The sequence below is a fragment of the Actinoallomurus sp. NPDC052308 genome (genome assembly GCF_040679195.1).
In the GTDB taxonomy this organism is placed as follows: Bacteria; Actinomycetota; Actinomycetes; order Streptosporangiales; family Streptosporangiaceae; genus Actinoallomurus; species Actinoallomurus liliacearum.
Genome location: NZ_JBFAUM010000012.1, coordinates 209969 through 219876, shown reverse-complemented (window position 1 = coordinate 219876; position 9908 = coordinate 209969). Strand labels below are relative to the sequence as shown.

Below are 9908 nucleotides of genomic sequence, written 5' to 3'. Positions count from 1 at the left end.
CCCGCGCTCCCGAGCGCGGGCGTGGGCCCGGTCCGGTGAGTGAGCGCCTCCGGCCGGCCCGCCGCTTCCCACCACGACCGCGTTCCTCCGCCGCCTGGCGGACTTCACCGATGAAAGGCAGCCGTGAATCTGCGCATCACCCCCGGCGAACCGCTTCGCCTGATGAGCGTGCACGCCCATCCCGACGACGAGTCCAACAAGGGCGCGGCGACACTGGCCAAGTACGCCGCCGAAGGCGTGGACGTCCTGGTGGTCACCTGCACCGGAGGGGAACGCGGCGACGTGCTCAACCCAGCCATGGACCGGCCCGGCGTCCGGGAGAACCTCGCCGCCGTCCGGCGCGCCGAGATGGAGGCCGCCCGGCGGATCCTCGGAGTCCGGCAGCGGTTCCTGGGATTCGTCGACTCCGGGCTGCCCGAGGACGGCGAGCCGCTGCCCGACGGCTGCTTCGCCCGCACGCCGCTGGAGGAGGCGACCGGACGGCTCGTGGCCCTCATCCGCGAGTTCCGCCCACACGTGATCGTGACCTACGACGAGACCGGCGGCTACCCGCACCCCGACCATGTCAGGACGCACGAGGTCACCGCGGCCGCCTTCGACGCCGCCGGGGACGCCGGCCGCCATCCCGAGGCGGGTACGCCGTGGCGGCCGGCCAAGCTCTACTACCACGGCGCCCTGTCCAAGGCGTGGTTCCAGACCCTGCACGACGCCATGACCGCCTGCGGCCTCGACTCCGCCATGCGCGACGTGCTGGCCGAGTTCCCCGACGACGCCCCCGCGCCCGAGTTCTCCGCGCGCGTCCCCTGCGCGGAGTACTTCGCGGTCCGGGACCGGGCGCTGCTCGCGCACGCCACGCAGATCGACCCGAACGCCGGTTTCATGCTCCACGACCGCGACGTCGAACGCCGGGTCTGGCCCACCGAGGACTACCACCTGGCCCGTTCCCACGTCGCGGTCACGCTGCCTGAGGAGGACCTGTTCGCCGGCCTGCGTCCCGGCCGCTGAGCGCGTGGCCGAGGACCGGCGTCAGAACGCGTACTTCGGCCTCAGGTTCCCGGGCCGCCACTCCACGAGCACGGTGGTGGCGTCGTCGGCCAACCGGCCGTGCTGGAAGTCGAGGATGGCGCGGTTGAGGCGGCGCAACGTCTCGGGAGCGGGCAGGCCGGCCGCGCCGTGGCGGATGACGAAGTCGCCGAGGCGCCGCACGCCGAACTGGCTGCCGTCGGCCGCCCGTGCCTCGATGACGCCGTCGGTGTAGAGCAGCAGCCGGTCCTGCGGCTGGAGCTGCTCGGTGTAGACGGGCGGACTCTCGTCGAGGTCCGGCCCGTTCCGGTCGCTCCCCAGGCCGAGCGGCAGCCGTGGCCGGTGGAAGAGCTCCTTGATGACCTTGTTCCCCCGGATCAACAGGGGTGGCGGATGCCCACAGGGAACCCAGCTGAACAGGCCGGTGCCGACGTCGAGGTCGCACAGCAGCGCGGTGGCGAACCGGGACGTGCCGAACTGGCTGACGATCGCGTGGTCGGCGTACGCCACCATGTCGGCGAGCTCTCCGCCGGCGCGACGGGTGTTGCGGCAGCTGGCCAGCGCGACGCTGGCGATCAGCCCGGCCGGGAGGTCGTGCCCGACCGCGTCGAGGACCGAGACGTGCAGATGGTCACCGACCAGCGAGTAGTCGTAGGCGTCTCCGCCGACCCCGTAGACCGGCCTGATCGCGCAGGCGACGACGACCTCCTCGGTGGCGAAGGTCGGCGGGGCCATGAACGCCCACACCATCTCGGCCTGCAGCGCCATCTTCTGGCTCCGCCGGACCTGGGCGTGGGTGTCGCTGTAGTGGCTCTTGCTGACGACCATGAGGCCCGCCAGCGAGGCGAACGCCCGGCACCAGTCCAGCGCCTCCTCGCTCAGATCCTCGACGAGGAGTTCCAGCACGCCCAGCCGTTCGCTGCCGTCCATGAGCGGCAGCCACACCAGTTGCGATCCGCCCTCGTCCGCCGGGCCGCGCCGGATCTCGATGGCCCGGTAGCTCCGCCCGGCGACGGTCGAGTCGATCCGCAGGGCCGGCACCAGCCGGCCGTCCGGACGCGGCATCGGCCGCAGGTACTCCTGCTCCAGGTCGGCAAGGTAGATCGTCGCGTCCCGGACGCCGAGCGGGCGTCCCTCCTCGGCGATGATCTGCGCGGTCGCGCCCGGCCGTAGCAGGTGCGCGCGGTTCAGCACCTCCGAGAGGACCTCTCCTACCAACTCGTCCATCTCGTTGACCGCCTACCCTGCCGCGTTCGCGGTGAAACGGTGCGGCGGACCTCCCGGGCCGCCTTAGTCCCCGGTGCACGGCGGGTCGAAGTGCACCGGATGCCCAACGGCGCGACAATGTTCGCCGCAGCGAACACTTCCCCCGTACGGAGTTCATCCTGTGGGCCTCGCCGACCTCGACAGCGCCGACCTCGTGACAGGTCCCCCCGGCGGCGACCAGGGGCTGTGGCTCGTGGCGGACGACTGGGCGCCGGACCGCGAGGCCCTGGAGTACGTCCAGCTGATGATCAAGGTGGCGGGCGCACTGGCGCACGCCGAGCGGCTCGGCAGCGAGGGACACCGCTCCACCGTTCTGGTGCACAGCACCGGCCAGCCGCCCGAGAGCGTGCTGCAGTTCCTGTGGGACCGCGACATCGCGGCGACGATCGGCAGTCCCCTGCGCCCCCGCCCGGCCACCGGACGCCCGGCCCGCCATCCCAACCTGCTCGACGGCACACCGGACCTGGGCGCCCTGCAGGGCGCGAACGCGGCCGAGTTCGCCGCCCTGCACGGGCTGGACGGCTCGGTCGAGTCGCTCGTGCTCCTGGACGACGCGCTGGAGGAGCGGCGGCGCCTGCACGGCCTGCGCGCCGACGACGAGGACGAAAAGTTCTCCGACGGGGACCTGATCGTGCTCGCCGGGGCGTACGCGGGCGAGGTGCTGCGGCGGCACACCCGTGAGGCCGCCTGGTGGTTCGGGCCGCCGGGCCGCTCCGGTCCCCTGCACCTGCGGGCGGGCCTGGGCCACGGGACGCGCGTCGATGTGCTGGGCCGCGTCCGCGCCTACCTCCGGCGCGGCTCCCGCGAGTCCGTCCAGGCCCTGGTCGCGACCCTGCTGACCCGCCTCAACGCCTAGGCCCTGTCTCAAAGCCCGCTGTCCTACTGCGCGGCTTTGAGATGAGCCCTAGAGGCCGAGCAGCGACTCGATCCCGATCGTGAGGCCGGGCAGTTCGGCGACGCGGCGGACGGCGAGCAGCACGCCGGGGCTGAACGACTCGCGGCTGAGCGAGTCGTGCCGGATCGTCAGCGTCTCCCCGTGCCCGCCCAGCAGCACCTCCTGGTGCGCGATCAGCCCGGCGAGGCGGACGGCGTGCACGTGGACGCCGTCCACGTCGGCGCCGCGCGCTCCGTCCAGACCGGTCGTGGTCGCGTCCGGAGAGGGGCCCACACCGGCCTTCTCCCGCGCGGCCGTGATCAGCTCGGCGGTGCGCCGGGCCGTGCCACTCGGGGCGTCCGCCTTGTTCGGGTGGTGCAGCTCGACGATCTCCACCGAGTCGAAGAACGGCGCGGCCTTCTGCGCGAAGCTCATCATCAGCACCGCGCCGACGGCGAAGTTGGGAGCGATCAGGACGTTCGTACCGGGCCGCTCCGCGAGCCGGCCGCGCACCGTCGCGAGCCGCTCGTCGTCGAACCCGGTGGTGCCCACGACGGCGTGCACGCCGTTCTCGATGAGCCAGCGCAGGTTGTCCATGACCGCGTCGGGATGGGTGAAGTCGATGGCGACCTCGGCGGCCTGGAGGGGTGCCCGGTCGTCCCCGGCGTCCACCGCCGCGACCAGCTCCAGGTCCTCTGCGGCCTCGACCGCCCGGCACAGCTCAGCCCCGACGCGCCCACGCGCCCCCAGCACCCCGACTTTGATCACGACGTCCTCCCGGTCCGGTTGCGCAGCCGAGCCTATCGCCGAGCCCCGGACGACCGCGTCCCGGACCGGGCCAGGGACAGGCCACGGGTCCCCGCGCCTGGCCTCCGCGCTCGGCGCCAAGACCCACTTCCAGGCCGGCGCCCTCGCCGCCCGCCAGGGCTGGATCTGAGCAGCGGGCGCGCGGCCGAAGCGCCGGTGCCGCGAAGCCGCTCTAGATGACGCCGAGTGCGAGCATGGCGTCGGCGACCTGGGTGAATCCGGCGATGTTGGCCCCGGCGAGGTAGTTGCCGGGGCTGCCGTACTCGTCGGCCATTTCCAGGCAGCGGTCGTGGATGCCGCGCATGATGTCCGCGAGACGCTGCTCGGTGTGGTCGAAGGTCCAGGAGTCTCGGGAAGCGTTCTGCTGCATCTCCAGCGCGCTGGTCGCGACGCCTCCGGCGTTGGCGGCCTTGCCCGGAGCGAAGATCACGCCGGCGTCGGCGAAGAGCTGGACGGCCTCGGGGGTGCAGGGCATGTTCGCGCCTTCCGCGACGACCCCACATCCGTTCCGGATCAGTGTCGCGGCGTCGGTGCCGTTGAGTTCGTTCTGCGTGGCGCAGGGCAGGGCGACATCGCAGGGAACCTCCCACACCGAGCGGCCCTCAACGTATTCGACCGCGTCACCGCGGATCTCGGCGTACTCGGAGATGCGAGCGCGGCGGACCTCCTTGAGGTCCTTGAGCAGTCCGAGGTCGATGCCCTTCTCGTCGACGATGTAGCCACCGGAATCCGAGCAGGCCACCACGGTTCCGCCGAGTTGCTGGACCTTCTCGATCGCGTAGACGGCCACGTTGCCGGAGCCCGACACCACGACCTTCTTGCCGTCGAAGGAGTCCTGGCGGGTCCGGAGGATCTCCTCGACGAAGAACACCGTGCCGTAGCCGGTGGCCTCGGTGCGTACCTGGGAACCGCCCCAGCTCAGGCCCTTGCCGGTCAGGACACCGGACTCATAGCGGTTGGTGATCCGCTTGTACTGGCCGAACAGGTAACCGATCTCGCGGCCACCGACCCCGATGTCGCCCGCGGGAACGTCGGTGTACTCGCCGAGGTGCCGGTAGAGCTCGGTCATGAAGGCTTGGCAGAACCGCATGATCTCGCCGTTGGAGCGGCCCTTCGGATCGAAGTCCGAGCCTCCCTTGCCACCGCCGATCGGCATGCCCGTGAGTGCGTTCTTGAAGATCTGCTCGTAACCGAGGAACTTGATGATGCCGAGGTAGACGCTGGGGTGGAAGCGCAGACCGCCCTTGTACGGGCCGAGCGCGGAGTTGAACTCCACCCGGAAGCCCCGGTTGATCTGCACCACGCCGGTGTCATCGACCCACGGAACGCGGAAGATGATCTGCCGCTCGGGTTCGCACAGCCGGCGGATCACGGCCGCGTCGGCGTACTCGGGATGCTTGGCGACGACCGGACCGAGGCTGGTCAGGACCTCGTGCACTGCCTGGTGGAATTCGTCCTCGCCGGGGTTGCGGCGCAACACCTCGTCGTAGATCTCAAGCAGTTTCTCGTCCAGACCGGGCACGCCGCCGTTCCTCTCTGCCGTTCTGCCGCCGCTCGGCGATCGTAAGATCCTTTGCGGCCGGGCGCTCGCCAGGATAAGTCATCAGGCGAACGCCAGAGAGGGGTCCTGAGGCCGTCGCAGTCTCAGAACCCCTCTCGAGGACGTGTGTCAGAGCGTGAAGTCGCGGCCCTCGAACGGCCCGATGGCGGTCATCGTCATCGGGCGGCCCAGGATCTCGCGGCCGACCGTACGGACGTCGTCCAGCGTGACGGCCTCGATGCGGCCCAGGATGTCGTCGACCGAGAGCAGGCTGTCGTAGACCAGCTCGCTCTTGCCGATGCGGCTCATCCGCGACCCGGTGTCCTCCAGGCCCAGCACGAACGATCCGCGCAGCTGGCCCTTGCCGCGTTCGAGCTCCTCCTCGGTGATGCCGTGCTCGGCCACCTTGGCGACCTCGTCGCGGCAGATCGCGAGGACCTCGTCGACCTTGGCCGGCAGGCACCCGGCGTACACCCCGAAGATGCCGGTGTCGGCGTACTGGGAGTTGTAGCTGTACACCGAGTACGCGAGCCCGCGCTTCTCCCGGATCTCCTGGAACAGGCGGGAGGACATCCCGCCGCCGAGCGCGGCGTTCAGCACGCCGAGGGCGAACCGGCGCTCGTCGACGCGGGTGATCCCGACCGTGCCGAGGATGAGGTTCGCCTGCTCGGTCTGGCGGACGATCGAGCGTACGCCCGATGTGGGAGACGCGCCGGGTCCGCCGATCCGCGGGGCGCTGGGCAGCTGCGCGGCGTCGCCGAGCACGCCCGCGAACGCCGTCTCGACCAGGCGCACGACCTCGTCGTGGTCGACGTTGCCGGCGGCCGCGACGACGAGATTCTGCGGGACGTAGCGGTCCCGGTAGTACCGCGCGATGCGGTCCCGGCCGATCCCGCTGATCGACTCGACCGTGCCGAGGATCGGCCGCCCCAGCGGGGTGTCGCCGAACAGCGCGGCGGAGAACTCGTCGTGCACGGCGTCGGTGGGGTCGTCGTCGTGCATGGCGATCTCTTCGAGGATCACCCCGCGCTCGGCGTCGACGTCCTGCGGCTCGATGAGGGAGTCCGTCACCATGTCGGAGACGACGTCGATGGCCAGCGGCATGTCGGAGTCGAGCACCCGCGCGTAGTAGCAGGTGTACTCCTTGGCGGTGAAGGCGTTCATCTCGCCGCCCGCCGCGTCCATCAGCGAGGAGATCTCCAGCGCGGTGCGCTTGCGGGTGCCCTTGAAGAGCAGGTGCTCGAGGTAGTGGCTGGCGCCGGCGTCCTCGATCGACTCGTCACGCGACCCGACGCCGGCCCAGATGCCGAAGGCCACCGAACGCACGGTGGGCACGGTCTCGGTGACGACGCGCAGCCCGCCGGGCAGGACCGTCCGCCGGACCACCCCGGCGCCGTCGGCGCCGGGGTGAACGACGAAGGTGGAGCCGGGCTCCTGTTCCCTGGCGAGAAGCGTCATGAGTTGCGGTCGCTGTCGCCGCGGCCGCTGCCGCCGCCGCTGCGGGTGCGACGCCGGCGGGGGCGCTCACCCCCGTCGCGGCTCTCGCGGCGCTCCGGACGCTCGGCCTGGGCGGTCTCGCCGCCGTCGGACGACGGGGCCGCCGCCTCGTCGCCGGCGCCGCCGGCCTCCGCGGCCGCGGCCTCCCGCTCGACCACCTCGACCGGCACCAGCGACAGCTTGCCGCGGGGGTCGATCTCGGTGACCTCGACCTGGACCTTGTCGCCGACCTTGATGACGTCGTCGATGTTCTCGATCCGCGCGCCGCCGTGCAGCTTGCGGATCTGGGAGATGTGCAGCAGGCCGTCCTTGCCGGGCAGCAGCGACACGAAGGCGCCGAACGTGGTGGTCTTCACCACGGTGCCGAGGTAGCGCTCGCCGACCTCCGGCATGTGCGGGTTGGCGATCGAGTTGATCGCCTGCCGCGCGGCCTCGGCGGACGGGCCGTCGGTGGCGCCGACGTAGATCGTGCCGTCGTCCTCGATGGTGATCTCGGCGCCGGTGTCGTCCTGGATCGAGTTGATCATCTTGCCCTTGGGGCCGATGACCTCGCCGATCTTGTCGACCGGGACCTTGATCGTGATGATCCGCGGCGCGTTCGGGCTCATCTCGCCGGGGGCCTCGATGGCCTCCTGCATGACGTCGAGGATCGCCAGCCGGGCGCCCTTGGCCTGCTTGAGCGCGGCGGCCAGGACGGTCGCCGGGATGCCGTCGAGCTTGGTGTCGAGCTGCAGCGCGGTGATCACGTCACGGGTGCCGGCGACCTTGAAGTCCATGTCGCCGAAGGCGTCCTCGGCGCCGAGGATGTCGGTCAGCGTGACGTACTCGTCGCCCTCGTTGATCAGGCCCATCGCGATACCGGCGACCATCTGCTTCAGCGGGACGCCGGCGGACAGCAGCGACATCGTGCTGGCGCAGACCGAGCCCATGGAGGTGGAGCCGTTCGAGCCGACCGCCTCCGAGACCTGCCGGATGGCGTACGGGAACTCCTCGCGGGTCGGCAGCACCGGGATCAGGGCGCGCTCGGCGAGGGCGCCGTGCCCGATCTCACGCCGCTTGGGCGAACCCACGCGGCCGGTCTCCCCGGTGGAGTACGGCGGGAAGTTGTAGTTGTGCATGTAGCGCTTGGTGCGCTCCGGGTTGAGCGTGTCGATCATCTGCTCCATGCGGAGCATGTTCAGCGTCGTGACGCCCAGGATCTGGGTCTCGCCGCGCTCGAACAGCGCCGAGCCGTGCACGCGCGGCACGACGCCGACCTCGGCGGTCAGCTGGCGGATGTCCTTCACACCACGGCCGTCGATGCGGACCTTCTCCGCGATGACCCGCTCGCGCACCAGCTTCTTGGTCAGCGCGCGGAACGCGGCGCCGATCTCCTTCTCGCGCTCGACGAAGTCCGGGCCGACCTTCTCGGCCGCCAGGGCCTTGACGCGGTCGAGCTCGTTCTCGCGCTCCTGCTTGCCGGCGATCGTCAGCGCCTGGGCCAACTCGGTGCGGACCGCGGCCTCCACGGCGGCGTACACGTCGTCCTGGTAGTCCAGGAAGATCGGGTACTCGGCCGTCTCCTTGGCCGCCTCCTGGGCGAGCCGACTCTGCGCCTGGCAGAGCACCTTGATGAACGGCTTGGCGGCCTCCAGGCCCTCCGCGACCGTCTCCTCGGTCGGCGCGACGGCGCCGTCGGCGATGAGCTTGAGCGTTCTGGGGGTCGACTCGGCCTCGACCATCATGATCGCGACGTCGCCGTCCTCGAGCACGCGGCCCGCGACGACCATGTCGAACGTGGCGTTCTCCAGCTCCGAGTGGGTCGGGAACGCCACCCACTGACCCTCGATCAGCGCGACGCGCACGCCGCCGATCGGGCCGGAGAACGGCAGGCCCGCGAGCTGCGTCGACATCGACGCGGCGTTGATCGCGACCACGTCGTACAGGTGGTCCGGGTGCAGGGCCAGGATCGTCTCGACGACCTGGATCTCGTTGCGCAGGCCCTTCTTGAACGAGGGGCGCAGCGGCCGGTCGATCAGCCGGCAGGTGAGGACGGCGTCCTCGCTCGGCCGGCCCTCGCGGCGGAAGAACGAGCCGGGGATGCGCCCGGCGGCGTACATGCGCTCCTCGACGTCGACGGTGAGCGGGAAGAAGTCGAGGTTCTCCTTCGGCTTCTTCGACGCGGTGGTGGCGGACAGCACCATCGTCTCGTCGTCGAGGTAGGCGACGGCCGAACCGGACGCCTGACGGGCGAGTCGGCCCGTCTCGAATCGAATCTTGCGTTCGCCGAACTTGCCGTTGTCGATGACGGCTTCGGCGCTCTTCACACCATCCACGATGTGAAACCTCCTCGGGTGTGGTGAACCCGCAGTGCGTACCCGGAGGTGCGGCGCTCTGGTAAGAGGTGCCGGTCTTCGATCGAAGCCGTCGGATCCGTCTCATGATCCGAGGGCCACTACCGAGGACCGGCGCCCGGCGCACCGTACGGGGCGGCCGCGGGTATCTGGAGTTATACGAAGAGAGGGAGCGGCATACGCCGCTCCCTCCCGGACGCTATCGGCGGAGGCCGAGGCGCTCGATCAGCTGCCGGTACCGGTTGATGTCCTTCTTCTGGAGGTATCCCAGAAGACGACGGCGGCGGCCGACCATCAGAAGCAGGCCACGACGGCTGTGGTGGTCGTGCTTGTGCGTCTTCAGGTGCTCGGTGAGCTCGTTGATCCGCTTGGTGAGCAGCGCGACCTGAACCTCGGGCGACCCGGTGTCACCCTCGACGGTGGCGTACTCGGCCATGATCTGCTTCTTGGTGGCGGTGTCCAGCGACACGGCTCTCCTTCTCGTTCGGGTACGCGATCATCTGGGACACACCCGGGAACCATGCGTACCCACAGTCTCCCGGGTGGAGGGGCCACGACTCGGGTGAGC

Annotated in this window: 8 protein-coding genes; 2 read left to right on the top strand and 6 right to left on the bottom strand. The window is 70.6% G+C overall.

Annotated elements, in window-relative coordinates:
• The first annotated feature begins 162 nt into the window (after positions 1–162).
• Entirely contained in the window at positions 163–1005 is an 843-nt protein-coding gene (mca, locus tag AB0L00_RS26810) for a mycothiol conjugate amidase Mca (RefSeq protein WP_364439533.1), read from the top strand.
• A 21-nt stretch (positions 1006–1026) separates the two neighbouring features.
• On the opposite strand, the gene AB0L00_RS26805 is transcribed toward mca, so the two are convergent.
• Positions 1027–2250 carry a PP2C family protein-serine/threonine phosphatase gene (locus tag AB0L00_RS26805; RefSeq protein ID WP_364439521.1) on the bottom strand — a complete coding sequence of 408 codons (1224 nt, stop codon included), beginning with the start codon at positions 2248–2250 and terminating at the stop codon, positions 1027–1029.
• 160 nt (positions 2251–2410) lie between these two features.
• On the opposite strand from AB0L00_RS26805, the gene AB0L00_RS26800 reads away from it, so the two are divergent.
• Entirely contained in the window at positions 2411–3145 is a 735-nt protein-coding gene (locus tag AB0L00_RS26800; protein WP_364439519.1) for a hypothetical protein, read from the top strand.
• Between the two features lie 48 nt (positions 3146–3193).
• Here AB0L00_RS26800 and dapB read toward each other — a convergent pair whose 3' ends face one another.
• The 5 genes from dapB to rpsO form a co-directional block, all read right to left on the bottom strand.
• The gene (gene dapB, locus AB0L00_RS26795; protein WP_364439516.1) at positions 3194–3931 is read right to left on the bottom strand and encodes a 4-hydroxy-tetrahydrodipicolinate reductase; all 738 of its coding nucleotides are present in this window, start codon (positions 3929–3931) and stop codon (positions 3194–3196) included.
• 211 nt (positions 3932–4142) lie between these two features.
• Positions 4143–5492 (bottom strand): NADP-specific glutamate dehydrogenase, encoded by a 1350-nt coding sequence (gene gdhA / locus AB0L00_RS26790; RefSeq protein WP_364439513.1) that lies wholly within the window; start codon positions 5490–5492, stop codon positions 4143–4145.
• Between the two features lie 147 nt (positions 5493–5639).
• The gene (locus tag AB0L00_RS26785; protein ID WP_364439510.1) at positions 5640–6968 is read right to left on the bottom strand and encodes a pitrilysin family protein; all 1329 of its coding nucleotides are present in this window, start codon (positions 6966–6968) and stop codon (positions 5640–5642) included.
• Positions 6965–9322, bottom strand: a complete 2358-nt coding sequence (locus AB0L00_RS26780; RefSeq protein ID WP_364439507.1) for a polyribonucleotide nucleotidyltransferase — start codon at positions 9320–9322, stop codon at positions 6965–6967. The genes AB0L00_RS26785 and AB0L00_RS26780 overlap by 4 nt, the downstream gene beginning before the upstream one ends.
• 217 nt (positions 9323–9539) lie before the next feature.
• Entirely contained in the window at positions 9540–9809 is a 270-nt protein-coding gene (gene rpsO / locus AB0L00_RS26775; protein WP_252776688.1) for a 30S ribosomal protein S15, read from the bottom strand.
• Positions 9810–9908 lie beyond the last annotated feature (99 nt).

What these genes read in the sequence shown, in the direction of transcription:
- mca (WP_364439533.1), top strand. Translation starts at nt 163, where the DNA reads ATGAGCGTGCACGCCCATCCCGACGACGAGTCCAACAAGGGCGCGGCG.
- AB0L00_RS26805 (WP_364439521.1), bottom strand. Translation starts at nt 2,250, where the DNA reads ATGGACGAGTTGGTAGGAGAGGTCCTCTCGGAGGTGCTGAACCGCGCG.
- AB0L00_RS26785 (WP_364439510.1), bottom strand. Translation starts at nt 6,968, where the DNA reads ATGACGCTTCTCGCCAGGGAACAGGAGCCCGGCTCCACCTTCGTCGTT.